Consider the following 19,567-nt stretch of genomic DNA (forward strand, 5'->3'; position numbering starts at 1 on the left):
TCTCAAGAGTTTTTCAAACCACAAATTGCCCAAGTCTAACCCGATTCAACTTCGGGTATATAGAACCAAGGATGCGCGGTATCTTCCCATTGACTTGCAATCCCAACCGGGACAGACAAAATGAAGATGCGTATTCTGGTATTCTCCTTCGGGTTGATCCTGCTCTTTCAGCCCTCGTTGGCGCAGGATCGTGCGGCGATCGAACGCCAGTTTCAGTCGTGGTTGCAGGAAACCGTTTGGCCCCGGGCAAAGGCCAAAGGTGTGACACGCGAGACGATGCAACAAGCCCTCTCTGACGTGACCCTTGACTGGAAATTGCCGGATCTGGTGCCACCGGGAAGCACGCGCATAACTCCCAAGGTCCAGAAACAGGCCGAGTTTGGCTCACCCGGTCGCTATTTCAATCTGGGGTCGGTACAAGGCGCAACATCGGCAGGACGTAGAATAGCACGGCGCCATACCGCAACTCTGGCGGCGGTCGAAGCCGAAACCGGCGTTCCTGCCCGCATTATTCTGGCGATCTGGGGAAGAGAGAGCGGATACGGACAGGTTCCGATCCGGCATGATGCTTTCAGGGTACTGTCGACCAAGGCCTTTATGAGCACCCGTGCAGACTATTTCACAACCGAACTTGTTGCCGCCCTGCAAATCGCAGAGGCAGGGCACCAGCCCGCCCGGCAAATGAAAAGCAGTTGGGCTGGCGCTTTGGGTCAGCCTCAGTTCATGCCGTCCAACTACTGGTCTTATGCTGTCGACGGCAACGGCGACGGGGCGGCTGATATTTGGGGGTCACCCGAAGATACGATTGCTTCAATCGGAAACTACCTCATGAAGCACGGCTGGGTTCCTGCACGGGACTGGGGATTCGAGGTTTTCGTACCCCAAAATGTCTCTTGCGCTTTGGAAGGCCCTGATCAGGGGCGACCTATTCAGGACTGGGTTGAGATGGGGGTACGTCGCGTCTCGGGCAACCCCTTTCCGGCCCATGAGCTGCGTGGTGACGGGTATTTGATGATGCCCGCAGGACGACATGGTCCGGCTTTTCTGGTTACGCCAAACTTCTACGTTCTAAAGGAATACAACAAAAGCGACCTGTATGCCTTGTTTGTCGGCCATGTTGGCGATCGTATTCAATACGGAATCGGCGATTTCAATGGCGCTTGGGGAAAGGTCGGCGGGCTGTACAGATCCGATATTGCCAAGATGCAGCAGGCGTTGGAACAAAAAGGACATGATGTCGGAGGAGTCGATGGACTGCCGGGGTTCAAAACGCGTCGTTCGATAGGTCGATGGCAAGAGACCGTGGGCATCGAACAGACCTGCTTTCCGGATGCGCTGATGAAAACAAGCCTGGCCCCGTGAGGCAAACCAAGGTGTCCAGCCGACTCTGACATCCGGCCTGCTCATCGATCCAATGTGCAACAATCAGGCGTTCCCAGAACCTATCTATGGAACCGCGTGACAATTGTTGCCCATTCGAGAACAGAATTTGAAAGGGCAAATCAAAAACTCGGATGCGTTGAACAAGGCGGTCAGCCGCCCTTTTGCCAAGGAAGATACTCTGTCCGTCTGCACCCTTTGACGCGGCTTGTCCTTCAAGCCGTTTGCTTCCGAAAAGAGGGTTGTGGGCGACTTTGGGCGGGTTGCGGTTTTCCGCGTCGGAAAACCACGCAAAAATAACATGATACGCGGCGCGGCAACCCGGTCGGGTCGGTTCAGGGAACGCCATGAGCTGCAAGACAAGCCGCGAAGAACAAGCCTATGAATTTTTCGTAATGGACCGGCGGTGATGTGTCCCGCTCTAAGCCGTGCAGTCAGCCAATGATCCAAGCACCTTGTGCACAAGTATTGTATTGATACCGCATCAGACCGGGCTTTTGACTCCTTCTTGGCAAGGTGGCACGATTTGACTGATAGCAGCCTGATCCATCAGGCATCATTGATTGACAGGGTATTGCAGCCTATGAGGACATTCCGGACATTTCCTGCTCTGCTGGCAAAACTTGATAATTGAGAGGCACCATGACACGCAAAGTTACCAAAGCGGTTTTTCCAGTAGCGGGCATGGGAACGCGTTTTTTGCCAGCAACCAAATCCGTTCCGAAAGAGATCATGACGCTGGTGGATCGTCCATTGGTGCAATACGCAATTGACGAGGCCCGTGCCGCCGGGATCAAGGAGTTTATTTTTGTAACGTCACGCGGCAAATCCGCGCTGGAAGATTATTTCGACCACAACCTGGTGCTGGAGCAGGAGCTGAAAGCCAAAGGCAAAAACAAACTTCTGGATGTGCTGAACAAAACGAATATGGAAAGCGGCGCGATAGCTTATATCCGCCAGCACAAAGCTCTGGGGCTGGGACACGCGGTCTGGTGCGCCCGACGGCTGATCGGCGATGAACCATTTGCCGTCATGCTGCCTGACGACGTCATCGCCGCCGACAAACCCTGTCTGCAACAGATGATCGAGGCCTACGAAGACACCGGTGGCAACATGGTCGCGGCGATGGAAGTTCCAAAAGAAAAGACAAGTTCCTACGGCGTGCTCGATGTTGGCGACAATATCGGGTCTGTCGTCCCTACCCGAGGAATGGTTGAAAAGCCTGACCCATCGGAAGCACCATCCAATCTGGCGGTCATCGGTCGGTATGTGCTTCGGCCGTCCGTTTTGAACAACCTCAACGCAAAAAAAGCCGGAAGCGGCGGCGAAATCCAGCTGACCGACGCCATCGCCCAGGACATTGCCGCGGGAGTGCCGGCCTACGGCTATAAATTCGACGGTCAGCGTTTTGATTGCGGTTCAAAATCAGGCTTTCTGCAAGCCACCGTTGCTTTTGCTCTTGCCCGCGAAGACCTGCGCGATGATCTGAGCCAATATCTGAATGACATTGTCGCCACGGGGAAAGCTGCTCAGTAGCCACAGATTGTTTTACTTGACTAAAAACATGGCAATACTGTCAGTCACCCGCAATTCGAAGGCACGTGCATGACCAATACAGTCTACCCCGTCATTCTTTGCGGAGGTTCGGGAACACGTTTGTGGCCCCTGTCACGCAAAAGCTATCCCAAGCAATTCGTTCCTCTGGTCGGCGAAACAAGCCTGTTGCAGAATTGCGCGGAACGGATGCTCGGCCCTTCGCAGGCCCCGTATGCAAAGCCACTTGTTCTGACCAACGAGGCTTTTCGCTTTATTGTCCCGGAACAATTGATGGCCGTCGGAATTGACCCCGGGCCAATTCTGATCGAGCCCGAAGGTCGAAACACCGCCCCCGCTGTTCTTGCCGCAGCCTTGTATCTGGCGGCGCGAGATCCCGATGGCATCATGCTGGTGGCGCCGTCTGATCACGTGGTTCCGGACATGGACGCCTTTCATCAAGCCGTTGCCGAAGGCGTACGGGCAATAAGTGAACGGCGCGATCTGGTAACTTTCGGCATCACTCCGACGCACCCGGAAACCGGATACGGCTATCTCAAACTCCGCCATCCGCCGGATACGACCCATGAGGCTGTCCCATTGGATCGTTTTGTGGAAAAACCTGACCGCAAAACGGCCGAGGCGATGCTGTCGGATGGCAGCTATCTTTGGAACTCGGGGATCTTCCTGTTTGCAGTTCGCGATATCCTGGCAGCTTTTGAACAGCACGCGAGCGAACTGATCCCGCTGGTTCAAAAGGCCGTTGCCGAGGCAAAAACGGATTTGGGATTTCTTCGACTGGACCCAGCGGCATGGGCGGGTGTGGAAGACATTTCAATAGACTATGCAGTGATGGAAAAAGCCCTGAACCTGAGCGTGGTGCCTTATTCCGCTGGCTGGTCCGATGTCGGAAGCTGGACCGCGGTTCAAGAGCTGTCGAACCCCGATGAAGACGGTGTGGCGACCAACGGAGAAGTAACAGCAATCGACTGCCGCAATGCGCTGATACGGTCCGAGTCGCCGGCGCAGGAAGTCGTGGCAATGGGTCTTGAAAACGTAATCGCCATTGCGATGCCCGATGCGGTTCTGGTCGCGAGCATGGACAAGGCCCAGGACGTGAAACAGGCCGTTGCAGCGCTAAAGGCCAAGGGGGCGAAGCAGGCAGAATCCCTGCCGGTGGATCATCGTCCGTGGGGCTGGTTCGAAAGCCTTGTGATCGGAGACAGGTTTCAGGTCAAACGCATCCATGTGCATCCTGGCGCGTCGCTCAGCCTGCAATCTCACCATCATCGTTCCGAGCATTGGATCGTGGTTGAAGGCACGGCCAAGGTCACCATCGATGATCAGGAACGTTTGGTAACCGAAAACCAATCCGTCTATATCCCACTGGGAGCGACACACCGAATGGAAAACCCCGGGAAAGTTCCCATGGTTTTGATCGAAGTTCAGACTGGCACCTATCTGGGTGAAGACGACATCATCCGATACGACGACATCTACGCCCGCGATTGAGTTTCGGGCACTGCTCTGCACGGGAACATCCATCGGCGGGTTCCCCGCAGACATCAGAATCTTACCAAAATCTTCCCTGGGCGGTCGGCCCGGTCAGACAGGATTGACGCGCTTTGCGGCAGGGTAGCGCGCAACCGAAGCTTCGGACCGACGCCACAGGAGGACCCCCCGTGTCACAAACATCCCCCCGATTGAACCTGCCTTTGCTGCAACCGGCACAAGCGCAAAAACACGTTACCCACAACGAAGCCCTGAGACAGCTCGATCTGGTCGTGCAACTCTCGGTACGGTCAACAGATTCCGGGACACCTCCTGTTGTCCCCGAGCAAGGCGAAGTTCATGCCCTTGGAGCCAACCCGACCGGGGACTGGACAGGACATGCCGGTGAACTTGCCGCCTGGCTGGACAACGCCTGGCATTTCGTGACCCCCGACATTGGCTGGCGCGCTTGGGATGAAGCGGCCGGAGATCTGAAATACTGGACAGGAACAGCCTGGGCCCCCCTGCCTGTCAGTACTCAGAACCTGGACGGAGTCGGGGTTGCGGCCAATTCAGACAGTACAAACCGTTTGTCCGTTCGCAGCCCGGCGACCTTGCTGAGCCACGAAGGCGGCGGGCATCAGCTGAAGATCAACAAAGCCAGCGCAGGTGATAACGCGTCGCTGTTGTTCCAATCGAACTGGACGGGTCACGCGGAAATGGGACTGTCTGGCACAACCGGATTTTCCATCAAAGTGTCTCCTGACGGCGGCAACTGGACTGAAGCGATGACCTTTGATCCTGTGGCCGGAACCGTGTCGGGCGCAGCTGTTCAGGCCGATGCCAGCGATACGACTTCGGGCCGACTGATGCGCGCCGACTATGGATACGGCCCTGGAAACCTTCTTGGAACAGTGACGGAAAACGCGGGTGTTCCGACCGGCGCTGTCATTGAGCGCGGCAGCAACGCCAACGGAGATTATGTGCGGTTTGCCGACGGCACTCAGATCTGTACGGCCATGCTTGCGCCCGTGGCTTGCACGACTGCTGAGGGTGCTCTTTTCAAAAGCGGCCCAATTACCTGGGATTTTCCGGCTGACTTTTCGACGCCCCCGAACCTGAACGGTACCGGAGGCGTTGCAACCCGTTTTACCGGGTTTGATACACCTTCGTCGTCCCAATCGACATTCATTGTCTTCTCGGCGATCTCGGATGCGGCAGCCTTGGCGCCATCCGTCACAGCAATTGGTCGCTGGTTCTGACAGGCAGGGCCGCCTGGATACCGGATCAGGCGGCCAATCCGGCAGCAGATCGGTTGCGACCCGCTCCGCTTTTACCCGCGCCACCAGATTTGCAGCCCTTCATCACGCCGAAAAGCAGGATGGTTGCTGGAACTCCTGCTCGCGGAACGCAGCAAACAACTTGTAATAAGGAGGTTTGCACCGACCAAACATGCGCGATCTGCCCGTCCGACTTCTCGTGCCAAGTCGAAGCCGAAGACAATATTCGTTTACAATCAATCAGAATCGGTAGGTCGCCCCGATCACCGGCCCGGATTGATGGAACTCGAAATCATTGCCGCTGATCTCATGGTCGAAGGCGATATAGCGATATCCGCCACGGATCACCCATCTGTCATTGATGGCATAATCTGCCGTCAACAGAACCTGCCACGTTTCGCTGTCACTGCGGAAGCCACCATAATCAATGAACCCGGTTCCCGTCCATTTGTCGGAAAAAACGTAACGTATTCTTGCGCCAATGACCGGGTCTACCCAATCGTCGTCAACAACGGTCGTGCGCCCAGGTGCCGAACCGGACGTTAGTGTGAAATTGGTTTCGGTGCTGAACCATCTGAAACCACCGGCAATGTCCAGTTGAACGGAAGGATCTTCATAGACCCGATAGGCCACGTACCCACTGAGGAACTGGGTGGTGAATGATGTATCGAGAGTGGATCCAGACGGATCGGCACCACTGTTGCTGAAGGATAAATTTGTATAATTGTAGTCCGCCAGCAGGCTCCAACGCCCATTGGATGCCGCAAACGCGCCCATAAAGGCGAAATCCAGGTTGCTCAGAGCGTCAGAGAAACTCAACGTGCCGTCCAATGTCCCAGACGGGGTTTCGATAGACGTTTCCGTTTCAGGCATGAAAAGGTAAATCGTCGCTTCATAGGACCAATCGCTTTGCTGCGCGGAAGCGGTTGTGCCAAACGCCGCAACCAAGGCCAAACCCGCGCCTTTCATTGCCAGTTCTGTTTTCATCTCGTCCCTCCAATATTTCAGATGTAATTCAGCTTTTTGGTGATCCAAAACAGGATTTCAGCCAACACACCGATTGCGCCCGCCTTGTCCGTAATTACCAGTGCCGTGCCAGAAGTCCCGAATGGAAAATCTTCGATATTGATCTGGTCCGGAACTTCGATCAGCACCGGATAGCTGGACACGCCAGCCAGATCGCGCAGTGAAGGAAGGCCCGTGCGCGAGTCAACAACGCCCTCTGCCGTTCCTACGGGCAACGATATGACGGTCCCAGTTATTTCGCCGCCCGGCTGGATTCGCAGCGCAAGGCGGATCTGGTCGCCGACGGAAACGTTCATGCGACTTGATTGGGGCAAACTTGCGATCAGATGGCGGTCATCGGGGACAACAAAAGAGATCGCCCCCTGTGCGATAGATACACGATTTCCGGGACGCAGAGAAACGGCGGTGACAAAGCCGTCTTCCGGCGCGCGCACGACTGTTTGCTCCAAATTCCAAAAGGCCTGCGCCAAAGCCTGCTCAGCCTCGACCACGCCGGCATCAATGCCGTCGATCTTGGCGGCAATCCGCCGCTCCAGACCGGCTTTGCGCGCCTCGGCCGCGCGCAGGCTTGCGGACAATTGATCGATGGCAGACACGGCTTCCTGCAACTGGAAGGTCGTCGATGCCCCCCGCTTCTCAAGATCGACAATGTCGTCACGGCGCTGGACGCCAAAGGTCAATTGCGCGGAGAGGGATTCAATGTCGGCTTCCGCCGCTGCCAGGTCGGACTGTAACTGATCTGCCGCAGAACGCGCAGTTTCAAGACTGGCTGTCAGCCGGGCGACTTCGATCCGAAAGGGTGTATCGTCAATCCGGAACAGCGGATCCCCTTTCGCAACCCGCTCGTTGGGGCGAACCGAAACGTCAACAACAGTACCTGACACATTGGGGGCAATGTTGGTGGCAACGCCCTGCACCGAAACAGGCCCTGTCGGTGTGGTGTGGTTGAGGGCACCGATTACAACCAGAGCAATGATTGCGGCACCCCCATAGACGACAGATTTCCAGAACCGGTTCCATGGAAGCAGCTCCAGCTTGGAAAACACCACCCAGATCACTCCGAAATAGAGACCTAAGACAATAAGCATATGTTTACTCCATTGCGCAAAGCTGCTGATACCAGCGGGGCGCAATATTGGTTTCGGATGCGGCTAAGAAGTACGCCAATGCTTGCCCTATTTGCGTGTCGATTTCGCGGCCGCGCATTTCTGTTGACGCGCGCGGCCTTGTTTCATTGTTGCGCCGCAGATCGTTTGACCATGAAAGCCTCGACTGCCTGTTGCGTTTCCGGCCGCAGGTTTTCAATTCCTTCATACGGCGTACCTGTGGCGGGGCCAGTGTCGGGGAAAAGCTCTTTTCTCGCCATGTGGCGTCCCAGAATGCGGACGAACTCCTGCCCGCCCCAAGCACCAACTTCGGTCGAAACCGGGTACTTTTCATGCGTGTCGCGCATCACATCAAAGAAATCTGCAATAATCGCGTTTTGACCCGGCCCGGGCAGGTTGAGCTTCAGCTTGTCCTTGACGACCGCCTTTGGGGTACTCACCGAATAGATGATCACGTGATCACGCCGACCTTTGCTTTCATCTTGAAACAGGATCGAGGCAGATTGATCCACGCCATCAATCAACCGGTCTCGGGGAATATGCTGAACCGCGCCGCCGAATCTAGCCAGCGTCGTATAAAGATCAGACACATGAATAATGTTGTTGATCATGCTGTCTGGTTCAATCAGACCCGGCCACCTTATGAAAGCGTCCACGCGAACCCCGCCCTCGGTCGTATCGCCTTTGCCTCCGCGAAAGACCATTGGCGTAAAACCGGATGCCGGTGAATACTTGGTGAAATGGCCGTTGTCGCCCATCAACACCACAATCGTATTTTCTGCCACGCCAAGCTCGTCCATGCGCGTAAAGATTTCGCCCAAATATGTATCCAGCTCTTGCAGTTTGTCGGCGTACAGACCTCCATTGACGCTTTCCGGCCCGTCACGCCCAGCCCGCGTGTTGTCCAGCGGGATCATCGGCCAATACTGTAGGAAGAAAGGCTCAGTACCGCCGGCCAAGCGTTCCAGTTCACTCAGGGTTTTGTCCTGAAATGCTTGGTTCATCTCATCATATTTGGCTGCGTTCCAACGCTCACCCGGCTCCATTCGGATCTCACGAACAGGTCCGCCGGCATTTCCTTCGATCACCGTGGCCATGGCCGATGCATCGGGGCGGAACCAGTCGTCGATCGTGTAATCGTCGACAAAATCTGCGATACCAACCGAAACCTGCTCGCGGATTGCATCGTCATTGAAAATCGTCAACTGGCCCTGTTGATGAACGGCGTGCTGCGCATAGTCGAACCCCTGGTTCATTGCCCAACTCTCGGCAATGTCACCCATGTGCCACTTTCCGACATGCGAGGTTGCATATCCTTCGGCCTTCAGAACCTCGGCAAGCGTCACTTCTTCTCCGGGCAAACCGAAACCGGCGATGTCGACGGTCGTATCACCCATTCCGATCCGAACCGGCAGACGACCAGTCGTCTGGGCCACACGTGTCGGGGTGCAGGATGGCTCGGTATACATGCGCACCATGCGCATCGCTTCGTCGGAAAAATCGTTGATGTTCGGGGTGCTGATACCGCGTACCGCGTTCAATTCCGGGATACCCATATCCCCAAAACCGATGTCATCGACCAAAATACTGATGATGTTCGGGGGGTTGCCACCGTTCTCGTCTCGAAATGCCGCGAGAGCCTGATCAACGGCTGTATCGTCCTGTTCCCAGGCAACCTTGTTCTGGGCCTGTAGGATATAAAACTCGGAATCATGCGCAATGGGTGCATCCTGCGCGTAGGCAGGTGCGCTGATCGCCAGAGAACCCAGCAAAAACAACTTTAGATCCATTTCTTTAGGTTTCCTTTTTCCTTGGGTTTTCTTCTCGCTCCAGACCCTGTGCGATAAGATCGTGGGCGACACTGGAAAGTGTCTGACCGGTCAAATCCGCAAGACGCGTAAGCCTGTGACGCTGTGAGGGTGTAAGAAGGGTCACGATCCGTTCCGACCGCACTTCTGCTTTCGGAAGCGGAGGGCGACCACGTTTGGGCGCGGCAAGCGGATCTGGCAATTTCATTTGAACATATTCCTATGTTTCGACTAAGCTTTTCATGCAAACTACAGGGGAGATATTTTGCACCGCATCAAAAAATCGACAAAACCAGACTTGGCCCCGCCCAAAGCGCCCCGGTTTTTTGCGGCCACTTTCCGTGATCCGAACCAAATCGCCGCAATATCCAAATGGGATATGGATTTCCGTCAGATCGAAGATGGCGAAATGCAGGCGGGTTTCAAGGTCAGATCCGGCCCACTGATTTCCGTTATGAAGTTTGGTTTCTCGCGGCGTGTGCACCAGATCGGCGCGTCTCCAAAGGGGCACATCACATTTGGCATCCCTACCCATTCAAGACTGACGGACTGGAACGGTACCAGCATCGAAACGCCACCGTTTCTGTCCTTCGGCAGCGGCGATGAGTTCGACTGTATCAGCGACAGCGGGTTCGGCGGATATACGATGACCGTTGAAACTGAGAATGCGGTGAAAATAGGCGAGAAGATGGGGATCGCAGTCTCTGATACAGAATTCGGGGCATTTTTGTTGCCTGCAACGCCACCTGATCGCTCGGCTGCGCTTTTGAACGACATTCAGACTTTGTTGGCGAACCCAAATTCGTCAGAACAGGGCGAAACCCATTTGATCGAAGAGATACTGCGGATCGCTTTGGGGGGCGGGGCGGATCGCAGGGAGCCGCGGATAAACCGAAAAGCTCTGGCACTTGCTGCGGCCATTGATCGGATGACGGCGACCCCGGACGAAAACGTCCCCATCAGCGAGATCTGCGGGGATATCAGTGTGTCATTGCGCACATTGGAACGCGCGTTCAACGAAAAATTCGGTATCGGCCCAAAGGCCTATTACACAAGGCTCCGCCTTAACAGGGTTCGAAGCCTGCTTGCAGAGCAAGGCAAAGATCTGTCAATTTCTGACGCCGCAAACCGATATGGCTTTTGGCATATCGGGCAGTTCTCACAAGATTACAAAAAGTGTTTCGGCGAATTGCCATCGGCCACTGTCGATTGAAAACACTTGGCTTTGTGCTGTTTATGACCATGGCCTTTCATCGAAGCAAATCCGAAACGGCGCAAAAGCTCAGCAGGTCAGGCTCGGGCCGCATTCCATTTCAGGCACATGCGCCGTCATGATTCACAAAATCTTGCTCAACTCGCAACTTTGCTGCAGTTCAAAAACCGCTTACGCGTTCTATCAGCCAGTACATTGACACTGAGCCGATCCCATACGCGGTCAAGACAGTGGCATGTTTGCCAACCGGAAGCGCGATCAGCCGCCAGGTCGCCATCAGAAGAGCCAAGGCAGCAATAAAACTCAGCTGCCCGGCTTCGACACCGAGGTTGAAGGCCAGCAATGCCGCGGGAATATCGTCAGGAGGCAACCCGATATCAGCCAATGCCCCTGCAAAACCAAGGCCGTGCAAAAGCCCGAACCCGAAGCAAACGATCCATGGTTTCTGTTTTGAAAGCCGGAACCGTCCTTCGCCGCCTTTGACGATCTCCGTCGCCAGAAAAACGATGGACAGTGCGATAACGGCCTCGACCGGTGGTCCGGGAACATTCAAAACGCCCATCGTTGCCAGCGCCAGGGTTATTGAATGCGCAAGTGTGAACGCAGTTACTGCTCCGACAAGTTTCCATGGATCGCGGACCAGAACAAACAGCGCGAAGACAAACAGAAGGTGATCCCAACCTTCCAATATGTGTTCAAACCCCAACCGGGAATATGCGGCAAACACTGACCATGTCGACTGTTCAGAAGGTATGATTTGGACATTGATATCCGGTGTAAAACGAAGCGTAGTAGGTTGAGCATCAACGGGATGCATACGCGCCAGCACGTCGTTTCTCTGAGTCTCAAGGCCCTCAATGGCAATGGGTTGGCCCGCGATACCCGCCTGGCATTCGACGACCCAGGACGAAACCCACCCTCGACCGTCGGAAATGGGATCCGGGCCACGCGCCGGTGTGCAGCCATCTGGCAAAACTGCGTCAATCGCCATCGGTTGGCCATTCACGTCGGGCTTTCGCCAATGAACGCTCCAAGTGTCAGAGGCAATTTGACGAATTTCCAGATATCCCGGATCAAGCGCGTGCGCAGCAGCGAAATTTGCAGGCCACACAAACAGCAGCGCAAACAGGAAGCAGATCAAAGCTCTCATTTGGCCGGGCCTGAAAGATCGGGGGCCACAATCTCGTATTTTTCGGCCAGAGACTGATATTGCGCTTGCGCCAGATCTTCACTCATCTCGCGGCGCCAGTCCCGCAGCACCGTATTGTGAATTTCAGCAAGTGGCGGTGTTCGGCTGGGCTCGACAGCAACGACCTCGACAAGGTGGATACCGTAACCTGACCGGATCGGACCCGTCCACTGACCTGTTTCGACCTCTGTGATGCTTTTCGAAAACCCTCCTCCAAAGACCGACTCGACAACCCGCGTCGCGGACAAAGGCATTGACGCCGGCAGCAAGGTCGAACCGCCCAGATCGGAAATGTCCTGCTTGGCGCGCAGGCTGGCCAGGGCTTTCTCGATTTCGGCCTCTCCGGGCTCCTCTCCAAGAAAGACCTGATTAAAAGCCACCAAAACAGGCGTTGCATAGCGTTCCGCGTTTTCCTGAAGAAAAACCTCCAGATCTTCGTCATTCGGAACGATGGAAGTGGCAATGGCTTCGGTCAGATAATCCATTTTTTGACTCAGCCGGGTCCTTATCAAGGGATCTCCGCGATCCAGACCAAGTTGCCTTGCCTCCCTGACCAGAACCTCTTCACGAATGGATGCGTCGACCAAAGCCTTCAGTTCCGCATCGCTTGGAGGGCGTTTCCATTGCGCTTCGAAACGAGCGGACAAAAGCGCAACGTCATTCTCGTCGAGTGTTATTTTCTCAAAATCTTCAACGCTCTCGCTTTCCGGTGCTGCAATATGGAACCAAACAAAAATTGCCGCCCCAATCAAAAAAAAATGGAGCAAAGGTTCTTTCAGTACTCGCATCAAGCCTCCTGCGTGAAACGTGGCCAGATTGTTTGTTCAAATGTTGGCGTCATCGGGTCGGGTTTTGCATGACGATGCCCTCCGCGTGTTACAGTAACGCGGAGGACGCACCGAGGTAAGGTCATTGACTCGGCTTGTGTTCCAATCGCAGAACGGATCACTCTGCCGGGGTGTACCAGATCGGGGACGAATAGGCGCGTTCCTGATGCGTAAGCACTGCATCCTCGGGCAATTCGATACCGTATCTCAACTTGTCGTACAGGATCCAACGCGGCGTTGGAATTTCGATGGCGCGGACGTAGTAAAACGCACGCGCATTCGGATCGAAATCCGGGTCTGACCATACGGTGACAAGTTCGGCCGTTCCGATTGTGTTGGTCCAGCTGGCAGTCTCCACGTCCACCGTGTTTCCAACCGCAGGGACTTTGCCGTTTTGATCGACCTCGCGGTTATCCGACCATGCGACGTCGTAGACCTTTTCCTGCAAGGCACCTTCAGAATCAAGCCATCCCTTTATCACCTGAACACGGTCCAGATTGGCACCAACCGGGTCGCGCAAAGCGGCGATCAGGAAGCTTGGCGCAGCCTCACCCTCGCGCGGGCGCAGGTCCGAACCCATTGGCACGCCTTTGGTATAGCCAACATTGGCCAAGAAACGGGTTTCAACATCTGCTTCACTGAAATCCCATCCGCCAAAGAACCGCAGGCCGATCCTTGGCCCGGTCGTTGCATAGGTTTCGCGGCGCTTGAACGCGTCAAAGATCGCCGCGCGTGTATTCTCGGTAGCCCAGACGGCCGTGTATCCGGAGGCGACAAGCAAATCGCCGGGAATTTCACCAAGGTCATTGGCTATGAACGGATGTTTGATACGCGAAGCTGAGGGCTCGACGCTGACGGATTTTCCAAAGAAATTGTCTTCTTCGGCCGTAGCCAGAGACGTATGGCTGTCCGTCGCACCCCCCATGCCGAATTTATAGGGATTCACGCCAAACTTTTCTTCCAGCATCAACCCGCGTTTCAATGCCTCTCGGGCGTACTCTCCGGCCAGCATGTCATCGGTTTTCAACTCGGTTATGTCCAGATTGCCGACGTCCCAGTTCTCGTAATCGGCAAACTCATCATCCGGGCTCAGGAAAGGATGCGCTTCACCGTCGCCCTTTATCTGGGTGACTTCGTAATGGGGTTCCCATTTTGCGCGGGCCGCGACATATTCCTCGTCAACCTTGCCGCCGTGATAGGTGTCTTCGGTTGGGAACATCCACCCATTCGACAGGTTCCCGTTATGGGCAAAGGCAACTGCACGCCCCCCCGTTTTTTCCTGATACTCTTCAAGCCAGGCATAAAGCGCCTTTGGATCCGTATCACCGTAGGGCGGTTGCGTGACCGGCGGCACCATTTGAAGCGCCCTGATTGGCCCATCGCGCAGCATGACATTGCGGTGCAAGTTGAACCCTTTCGGTACCGAGGTCCATTCAAAACCGATGAAAGCGGTAAAGGTGCCGGGGTCATTGTGCCGCTCTGCCGCCAGAACGATGCTTTCCCAGGTAAAGGCAAACGCATCGGCACCGGGGCTGTAGGATTCCAGCAGGATTTCCGGCAGTGTCATTTGCGAAAAATTGGTGATGATGTCGAAAGCCGCTTTACCGGCTTCTTCCCCGCCGGCCTTGTACCCCTCGTACCACTCCAGTCCTTTGGGATCAGAAAGAACGCCCGGCTTGCCAGCCTGCAAATCCGGCGCGAACCCCATCAGGTCCGTGTGATCCGTGAGAACCATCCAATCCAATGGTCGTGACAGTCTTACAGGCTGACCTGTTGAAGAAATGACCTGCTCACCCTTGGCGAAACGCCACGCCTCATCCGGCAGCAAGGTGTTCCCGAAAGCACCCGCATCCAGCGAAAGCCCGGTGTGAAGGTGAGTGTCTCCCCATAGTGGGCGTTCAGGAAATGTGCGTTGGGCGTAGGGGGAATAGGGCTGATCAGAAAACAATCCCTCGGCAGCATCTTCGCTGGGTACGGCGTCGGCACCAACAACAGCAGGGACCAATACGAGTGAGATTATGCAAGCAGATTTCCGAAACAAAGTGACCTCCCAGTTCAGGAATACTCAGCTGTGAGGGCGAATTTCATCGCGCCATTATTATATTCCCATTTTCTCATATCACATTCTATTGGCCAAAGGGTTTTTTTAATCTGAGAGCTGCAAACCCGCGCAATCAGGGAATTCGGCGAAAGCCCTCAGGGTGATCGCTAATCGTGTTCACCTGACAAGACCCGTCGGATCATCTTATCTGATAGTAAAATGAAAGCTTCCGGCTGACGCCCCCAGGCGGGCGCGGGAAAGGTGCGGCGGTTCGAACCTGTTCTTTGGCTGCGCGCTCTATTTCCGGCGAGCCAGAGCTTTCGACGACATCAACCCAAGCCAATGAACCATCCGGGTCAATCTGGAAAAACACCCGCGCATAGCCACGACCGGCAACGTAAACGATTGGCGCCCTGTTCAGATGAACAAGAACCTGACCCGCATAGTTCGTGGTGTCCGAATTTCCCGGCCCCCGCCCGCCTGAACGGGTGCCGCCCCGGTTTTGTCGGAAGGCGTCGACACCCTCTCTTTGATACGTCGCCAGAGGTGATTCAATCGTCTGTTCCGGAAATCTCAGAGCATCAAAGTTGCTTGACGGATCCAACGCACCCCGCAGGGTGGGTTGCGGGCGTCGGTCTGGAAGGCGAGGCCGCAATGACGTGGCCACGGCCTGTTCGGATCCGTCCACGCTTGCATCGGGTACGGTCAGTTCGGCGTCGTCATCCAGAGGTTCCGACGCTTCTTCTGGTATTACAGGTTCAAGTGGGGACGTGTTTTCCGGAACAATAGGAGCCACCTCGACCGGTAACGCGGCAATCTGTTGCTGTTCCTCGGACACCGGTTCTTCGGCAGAAGAAGGCTCAACCGGAGCAACCGCCTCTTCCTTCGGCACCTCGGGTGTTTCGGCCAACGCTTCGGGCCTTGCCGACACAGCGCCTTCAGCTTCGGCGGCTTCGCCTTCGTCCTCCAGGTTCTGGTCTACAGGGTCCACGACAACCTCATCCGGCGCCCTCGGCTGGATAATCGTTGAATCCCCGGTATCGGGCGTGAACGTCTCTTGCGGATTCGGCGAGGCCACGCGGGCATCACTTGTCGGAACTTCTGCCTCCTGCGGCTGGGTTGGCGGTTCCACCGGAGGGGTTGGCGGTTCATCCGGCGCGGGCGGCACGGGTTCGATCGTGGTATCGGCCAACTCTTCGAACGCGTTGCTGAGTTCGATCGTGTCGGTACCGGGTTCATCGGAAGCCGGATCTGACAACTCTGGCACCGTGGCAATCAGGCCGATCAGATGCACCAGTACGGAAATCGAAATTGCAATGATTGCAACAAAAACGGACCGCCTGATCATTCGAGGGCCTGTTCGGTCACCAGAAAAACGGTTGGCGCACCCAACCGGCGCAAATTGCTGGTGATCTCCATCAATCGAGAGGCCGGCGCATTCCTGTCCGGAACGATCCGCACGGGCCCCGAGTCATGCGCGGCCATGAAAGCTTCTGCCTCGATCGGATTGCCCCGAAAACTCAATGTCCCGTCCCGATGAAGAACAAGCGCATCCGGCGGCTCGCGGCCGTCAAGATCCGCTGTATTCACCAGATCCAGATCGGGATCCAATGGCGGTGCAATCGTACCCGCAATCAGAAAAAAGATCAGGATCAGAAAGACGACGTTGATCAGCGGAATGGTGGAATCGCGATTTCGACCGGCACGGATGTAACGGATCATTGCCTCACTCCAACACCCTGACTGTCAAACCTTCGCGCCCGCGCAAAGGGACAAGCAGGTCCACAAGACGTTGCGCGGTTGTCCCGGGATCAAGGCTTACCAGCACCTGACCGGTTTGGACCTGATCGAACAGTTCCTCAAGCGACAGCGGTTGACCGTTCAGGACAACGCGTGTGGGGCCAAGTTGCACGAAAAGGCGTTCGGGTGGCGTAGCGTCGGCATTCCCGCCTGTGGCGGCGCTGCTCAACTCGATCTCGCTGAATCGCGAAAACGTTGAGGACAGCATGAAAAACAGCAAAAGCAGAAAGATCACGTCGATAAGGGGTGTCATCGACATGCGCCGCCGCACAAAAGGCGCAGTGTTACGCATGTTCTGGGGCAACCGGGACCTGTGCCGCCGCCTCTGTGCTTTGGATGGAATGACCGGGAACCAGAACCGTACGCAAAGCCTTGTCCGCAAAAACACGCTCGCGTGCGGTTCGGCTTTCAAGCCAGGATAAAACCATCGACGTTGGCATCGCAACAGCCAGCCCCACAGCCGTGGTGATCAGGGCCACCCAGATCCCGCCGGCCAAAAGTGACGGATCAACCGATGATCCGGCGGTTTGCAAGCTTTGGAATGCACTGATCATACCCAGAACCGTACCAAAAAGACCAAGCAAAGGCGCCAACTGCGCCACGGTGTCCAGCAAGCGAAACCCACGTTCCAGCCCGGCAAGCGCCAAACCCGCTTCGGCATCCAGCCGGTCATCGGCCCCCGCAACGCCAGATGCGTTCATCGCCGCGCCCACAATAGGGGCAAGATAGCTGCTACTGTCCGCCAGCCTTGCGCGCGCGGCACTGTGATCTCCTGCATCCCAGGCCGCCAGAGCTTCAGACAGCACCTTGTGCCGCCCGACACCGCAGGCTGCAAATTGCCAGAGTTTGTAGAGGGTGACAGCCAGCGTCAAAACCGACATGGCGATCAATATCGCCACCACCGGCCCGCCGAGGTCAAAAATCTCACGAAGTGCGGCTATAGGACTCATCCCAACAACTCCATTTCCACCCTGCTGCTCAGCGTGAGGGTGCTGTCGCATATGTCACTTTCGGTACCATCCACGACGCAGGAGTTCGCGCCGTTAATCAAGGCTTGTCCAACTGTGTCACATGTTCTGTTGGGAAGGTCGAACTGGCGCACCCGGGGCCGGTCGGCGGGCAGATCGCGAAAATCGAACAGAGAAAGGTTCAAAACACCACCTTCGGTGTCGAAAATGACGGTTTCGAACACGGCACCGTCGATCGGCTGCCCGGTTTCATTCTTGACCAGAAACGTCAACCTGCACGCGCTGGCGACATCCTCGGCCGAGTTCAGCTCCACAAAGAGCCGTGCAGCGGAATCGGATTGTGCAGACGCTGTGGACAGCAAACAGCCAGAAAACATGGCCGCGACCATAATGCGACGAAACAGCATGAACAGACTCCGTGTTGCAGCGCTGGAACAATCGGGCAGCGACCGTCAGCTTGCCCATCTGCGTTTCTACCCGAGGGACATGTTACATTAAAGAGCCGCGAAGGGTGGCAAAGTAAAAGGGTCGTCAGCGCGTGTTGATATACGTACGTTCACGGCAAGACATACGGTGCGCAATCAGAATTTCAACTGTGCACAAAGCTGTTCCGCGCATCCGGACAACCAGCAAGTTGATGTCGGATCTAATTTGAAAAGTCGCACTGTTTTCCAAACAGGTGCTTGGCCCGCAACAAAAGGTTAGAAACTGCGCCCGATCAAAGCTGCACAGAAGCGCCCCCAAAGCGGATTTGGAACGTCGATTTCACATAATTCTTGCTAAGAGCGCGTAAAATAATGCATATTTGTCTACGTTTTTAATGCATATGAATGATAATAATGTGTTTTTTAAGAGGCAAGCGTCGAGCACCGCGCGGTTTCCGTGCGTCAAAACCCGTTGGGGGAAGGGGTGCGAGTTTGTCGTTGTTAAAGATTATTCTGGTTCTTTGCGTCGTCGTGACCATACCGTCGCAGACGATCGCCAACATTGGAAAAATCATCAGCGTCAAACAAGGCGCCCAAGTCGTTCGCGCGGGAAAAGCACAACCCGTTTATTCAGGAATGCAGGTTGCGTCCGGCGACGCGCTCAGCACTGATCAGACTGGCGTAATCCAAATCGTTTTTGTGGATGACACCAAGATTGCCATTGGCCCCAACGCACGCATGGTTCTGGATGTGTCCATGTTGCGAAATAACCGCAAAGCCAAGAGCTTTGCCGTTCAGGCTTTGGGTGGCAGTTTTCGGTTTATTTCCGGAAAAAGCCGAAAGAGAGCCTACTCGATCAGGACTCCGTCGGCGACAATGGCCGTTCGCGGAACCACCTTCGACATGTGGATCGTGTCGGAAAAACAAAGCGCGATGCTTGTCCTGCAAGGTACGGTCCGCATGTGCGGCAGTCAGGGCGCGTGCAGATCTTCGGGGCGTCAATGTAGCATGTTCGCAACAAGCGGAGACGGAGGAGTAGGACGGCCTGCCGATCAGGCACAATACGAACAAGCGCTGAAAAGCGGGTTTCCATTCGTTCAATCCCAGGAAGGGCTGCTGCCCCCTTTGCAGGTACGCGTTGAAGGGTGCTCAGGTGATGGAGCGCCCATACGGCGCATCGAGACAGACCGGTCGGAAGCCCGTGGGGACCCTCCTCAGCAACGCGAAGCGCAGAATACGGTCACTGGCCCTTCGCCTTCCGCGAACAATGAACCGGAAAGAGAAGAGCCGGACCATGCAGAACCCGAACGCGAAGAACCAGAGCAGGAAGAGCCCGACAGAGAAGAACCGGAGCAGGAAGAACCTGAACCGGAAGAACCTGAACATGAGGAACCCGAACGGGAGGAACCGGAACCTGAGGAGCCCGATCGGGACGAACCAGAGCGGGAAGAAACTGATCCGTAATTGCTCGGGAATTGCT

General features: G+C 55.6%; 18 protein-coding genes. 6 read left to right on the forward strand and 12 right to left on the reverse strand.

Annotated features, from left to right (window positions below; translation table 11 throughout):
• The first annotated feature begins 126 nt into the window (after positions 1–126).
• From ACR0A2_RS14905 to ACR0A2_RS14920, 4 genes are all read left to right on the forward strand, one after another.
• Positions 127–1,362: a lytic murein transglycosylase gene (locus ACR0A2_RS14905; RefSeq protein ID WP_480835946.1), complete on the forward strand. Its 1,236-nt coding sequence runs from the start codon at positions 127–129 to the stop codon at positions 1,360–1,362.
• 660 nt (positions 1,363–2,022) lie between these two features.
• Positions 2,023–2,916, forward strand: coding sequence for a UTP--glucose-1-phosphate uridylyltransferase GalU (gene galU, locus ACR0A2_RS14910; protein WP_152460504.1), 894 nt, complete (start codon positions 2,023–2,025; stop codon positions 2,914–2,916).
• A gap of 69 nt (positions 2,917–2,985) precedes the next feature.
• Positions 2,986–4,425, forward strand: a complete 1,440-nt coding sequence (locus tag ACR0A2_RS14915; protein WP_152460505.1) for a mannose-1-phosphate guanylyltransferase/mannose-6-phosphate isomerase — start codon at positions 2,986–2,988, stop codon at positions 4,423–4,425.
• A 170-nt stretch (positions 4,426–4,595) separates the two neighbouring features.
• Positions 4,596–5,666 (forward strand): DUF2793 domain-containing protein, encoded by a 1,071-nt coding sequence (locus tag ACR0A2_RS14920; protein WP_480835798.1) that lies wholly within the window; start codon positions 4,596–4,598, stop codon positions 5,664–5,666.
• 258 nt (positions 5,667–5,924) lie between these two features.
• On the opposite strand, the gene ACR0A2_RS14925 is transcribed toward ACR0A2_RS14920, so the two are convergent.
• The 4 genes from ACR0A2_RS14925 to ACR0A2_RS14940 all read right to left on the reverse strand — a co-directional run bounded on the left by ACR0A2_RS14925 (position 5,925) and on the right by ACR0A2_RS14940 (position 9,832).
• Entirely contained in the window at positions 5,925–6,671 is a 747-nt protein-coding gene (locus ACR0A2_RS14925) for an outer membrane protein (RefSeq protein WP_480835800.1), read from the reverse strand.
• Between the two features lie 17 nt (positions 6,672–6,688).
• Positions 6,689–7,798, reverse strand: a complete 1,110-nt coding sequence (locus tag ACR0A2_RS14930) for an HlyD family secretion protein (protein WP_480835802.1) — start codon at positions 7,796–7,798, stop codon at positions 6,689–6,691.
• Between the two features lie 143 nt (positions 7,799–7,941).
• Positions 7,942–9,606 (reverse strand): sulfatase-like hydrolase/transferase, encoded by a 1,665-nt coding sequence (locus ACR0A2_RS14935; RefSeq protein ID WP_480835804.1) that lies wholly within the window; start codon positions 9,604–9,606, stop codon positions 7,942–7,944.
• A 4-nt stretch (positions 9,607–9,610) separates the two neighbouring features.
• Positions 9,611–9,832, reverse strand: a complete 222-nt coding sequence (locus ACR0A2_RS14940) for a hypothetical protein (protein WP_152460509.1) — start codon at positions 9,830–9,832, stop codon at positions 9,611–9,613.
• Between the two features lie 90 nt (positions 9,833–9,922).
• Here ACR0A2_RS14940 and ACR0A2_RS14945 point away from each other — a divergent pair, with 90 nt between their 5' ends.
• Positions 9,923–10,837, forward strand: a complete 915-nt coding sequence (locus tag ACR0A2_RS14945; protein ID WP_480835806.1) for an AraC family transcriptional regulator — start codon at positions 9,923–9,925, stop codon at positions 10,835–10,837.
• 160 nt (positions 10,838–10,997) lie between these two features.
• Here the strand turns inward: ACR0A2_RS14945 and ACR0A2_RS14950 are convergent, their stop codons facing one another.
• From ACR0A2_RS14950 to ACR0A2_RS14985, 8 genes are all read right to left on the reverse strand, one after another.
• Positions 10,998–11,987: a HupE/UreJ family protein gene (locus tag ACR0A2_RS14950; RefSeq protein ID WP_480835808.1), complete on the reverse strand. Its 990-nt coding sequence runs from the start codon at positions 11,985–11,987 to the stop codon at positions 10,998–11,000.
• Complete coding sequence (locus ACR0A2_RS14955; RefSeq protein WP_480835810.1) at positions 11,984–12,814, reverse strand: peptidyl-prolyl cis-trans isomerase; 831 nt, start codon at positions 12,812–12,814, stop codon at positions 11,984–11,986. Before ACR0A2_RS14955 ends, ACR0A2_RS14950 begins: the two co-directional genes overlap by 4 nt.
• 157 nt (positions 12,815–12,971) lie before the next feature.
• Complete coding sequence (locus tag ACR0A2_RS14960; protein ID WP_480835812.1) at positions 12,972–14,858, reverse strand: DUF3604 domain-containing protein; 1,887 nt, start codon at positions 14,856–14,858, stop codon at positions 12,972–12,974.
• 235 nt (positions 14,859–15,093) lie between these two features.
• A complete protein-coding gene (locus tag ACR0A2_RS14965; RefSeq protein ID WP_480835813.1) occupies positions 15,094–16,242 on the reverse strand; it encodes an energy transducer TonB family protein in 1,149 nt (382 codons plus the stop codon).
• Complete coding sequence (locus ACR0A2_RS14970; protein WP_480835815.1) at positions 16,239–16,616, reverse strand: ExbD/TolR family protein; 378 nt, start codon at positions 16,614–16,616, stop codon at positions 16,239–16,241. Before ACR0A2_RS14970 ends, ACR0A2_RS14965 begins: the two co-directional genes overlap by 4 nt.
• Before the next feature lie 4 nt (positions 16,617–16,620).
• Positions 16,621–16,947 (reverse strand): ExbD/TolR family protein, encoded by a 327-nt coding sequence (locus ACR0A2_RS14975; protein WP_480835816.1) that lies wholly within the window; start codon positions 16,945–16,947, stop codon positions 16,621–16,623.
• Positions 16,948–16,978: 31 nt separating this feature from the next.
• The gene (locus ACR0A2_RS14980) at positions 16,979–17,644 is read right to left on the reverse strand and encodes a MotA/TolQ/ExbB proton channel family protein (protein WP_480835818.1); all 666 of its coding nucleotides are present in this window, start codon (positions 17,642–17,644) and stop codon (positions 16,979–16,981) included.
• Positions 17,641–18,069, reverse strand: a complete 429-nt coding sequence (locus ACR0A2_RS14985; protein WP_152460518.1) for a hypothetical protein — start codon at positions 18,067–18,069, stop codon at positions 17,641–17,643. The genes ACR0A2_RS14980 and ACR0A2_RS14985 overlap by 4 nt, the downstream gene beginning before the upstream one ends.
• Before the next feature lie 510 nt (positions 18,070–18,579).
• On the opposite strand from ACR0A2_RS14985, the gene ACR0A2_RS14990 reads away from it, so the two are divergent.
• The gene (locus ACR0A2_RS14990) at positions 18,580–19,551 is read left to right on the forward strand and encodes a FecR family protein (protein WP_480835820.1); all 972 of its coding nucleotides are present in this window, start codon (positions 18,580–18,582) and stop codon (positions 19,549–19,551) included.
• Positions 19,552–19,567: the final 16 nt, after the last annotated feature.

The organism is Ruegeria sp. H8 (assembly GCF_056532905.1).

Excerpts from the sequence above, each read along its gene's own strand:
- ACR0A2_RS14905 (WP_480835946.1), top strand. The coding sequence starts at position 127 with ATGCGTATTCTGGTATTCTCCTTCGGGTTGATCCTGCTCTTTCAGCCC.
- galU (WP_152460504.1), top strand. The coding sequence starts at position 2,023 with ATGACACGCAAAGTTACCAAAGCGGTTTTTCCAGTAGCGGGCATGGGA.
- ACR0A2_RS14915 (WP_152460505.1), top strand. The coding sequence starts at position 2,986 with ATGACCAATACAGTCTACCCCGTCATTCTTTGCGGAGGTTCGGGAACA.
- ACR0A2_RS14925 (WP_480835800.1), bottom strand. The coding sequence starts at position 6,671 with ATGAAAACAGAACTGGCAATGAAAGGCGCGGGTTTGGCCTTGGTTGCG.
- ACR0A2_RS14930 (WP_480835802.1), bottom strand. The coding sequence starts at position 7,798 with ATGCTTATTGTCTTAGGTCTCTATTTCGGAGTGATCTGGGTGGTGTTT.
- ACR0A2_RS14935 (WP_480835804.1), bottom strand. The coding sequence starts at position 9,606 with ATGGATCTAAAGTTGTTTTTGCTGGGTTCTCTGGCGATCAGCGCACCT.
- ACR0A2_RS14940 (WP_152460509.1), bottom strand. The coding sequence starts at position 9,832 with ATGAAATTGCCAGATCCGCTTGCCGCGCCCAAACGTGGTCGCCCTCCG.
- ACR0A2_RS14950 (WP_480835808.1), bottom strand. The coding sequence starts at position 11,987 with ATGAGAGCTTTGATCTGCTTCCTGTTTGCGCTGCTGTTTGTGTGGCCT.
- ACR0A2_RS14955 (WP_480835810.1), bottom strand. The coding sequence starts at position 12,814 with ATGCGAGTACTGAAAGAACCTTTGCTCCATTTTTTTTTGATTGGGGCG.
- ACR0A2_RS14965 (WP_480835813.1), bottom strand. The coding sequence starts at position 16,242 with ATGATCAGGCGGTCCGTTTTTGTTGCAATCATTGCAATTTCGATTTCC.
- ACR0A2_RS14970 (WP_480835815.1), bottom strand. The coding sequence starts at position 16,616 with ATGATCCGTTACATCCGTGCCGGTCGAAATCGCGATTCCACCATTCCG.
- ACR0A2_RS14975 (WP_480835816.1), bottom strand. The coding sequence starts at position 16,947 with ATGACACCCCTTATCGACGTGATCTTTCTGCTTTTGCTGTTTTTCATG.
- ACR0A2_RS14980 (WP_480835818.1), bottom strand. The coding sequence starts at position 17,644 with ATGAGTCCTATAGCCGCACTTCGTGAGATTTTTGACCTCGGCGGGCCG.
- ACR0A2_RS14985 (WP_152460518.1), bottom strand. The coding sequence starts at position 18,069 with ATGCTGTTTCGTCGCATTATGGTCGCGGCCATGTTTTCTGGCTGTTTG.